Origin of the sequence: Nonomuraea sp. MG754425, from assembly GCF_021699195.1 — a bacterium.
GTDB lineage: Bacteria > Actinomycetota > Actinomycetes > Streptosporangiales > Streptosporangiaceae > Nonomuraea.
On record NZ_SSXE01000450.1, the window covers coordinates 1 to 849 of the forward strand.

General features: G+C 70.7%; 1 protein-coding gene. It reads left to right on the forward strand.

The window, feature by feature from the left end:
* Positions 1 to 849, forward strand: an 849-nt coding sequence (locus tag FAF44_RS53420) for a sensor histidine kinase KdpD (protein ID WP_237111155.1), incomplete at both ends; no start/stop codon positions are given.

The following is an 849-nucleotide window of genomic DNA, read 5'->3' on the forward strand; positions in this document are numbered from 1 at the left end:
GCGGTTGGCGGGTGAGGAAGCGCGGTTGCGGTCGAACGTGAACGCGATGTTCGTGAACCTGTCGCGGCGTAGTCAGACTCTGGTGGAGCGGCAGATCACTTTGATCGATGGTCTGGAGCAGGGTGAGCAGGACGAGCAGCGGCTCGGGAACCTGTTCAAGCTGGATCACCTGGCCACCCGTATGCGCCGCAACAGCGAGAACCTGCTGGTGCTGGCCGGCCAGGACCCGCCCCGCCGGTGGAGCCAGCCGGTCAAGCTGGTCGACGTGGCCAGGGCGTCGCTGTCGGAGGTCGAGAGCTACGAGCGTGTGGTGCTCCAGGTGCCCGACGGGGTGTCGGTGGCCGGGCAGGCCGTCAACGACGTCATCCACCTGCTGGCCGAGCTGGTCGAGAACGCGTTGTCGTTCTCCCCGCGCGAGACGCGGGTGACGGTGTCCGGCAGCCGGATCGACGGCGGCGGCGTGATGTTGTCCATCACCGACTCCGGCATCGGCATGACGCAGGAGGAGCTCATCCAGGCCAACGAACGGCTGACGGACGCGCCCAGCGTGGACGTCTCCGTCTCCCGGCGGATGGGCCTGTTCGTGGTCGCCAGGCTGGCGCACCGGCACGGCATCCGGGTGCAGCTCCGCCCGCACAGCTCCGGCGGGCTCACCGCGATGGTGCTGATCCCGGAGAACATGCTCGGCACCCAGGCCGCGAACCTGGCCGGCATGCCGTCCTTCTCCGGCAACCAGCCGCCGTCGTTCGCGGACCAGCAGCCGCCGTCCTTCCACGGGGACCAGCCGCCGGCCTTCGCGGGCGCGGCGCCCGGCGGTCCACACGGCGGCCCCCACGGCGGCCCCCACGG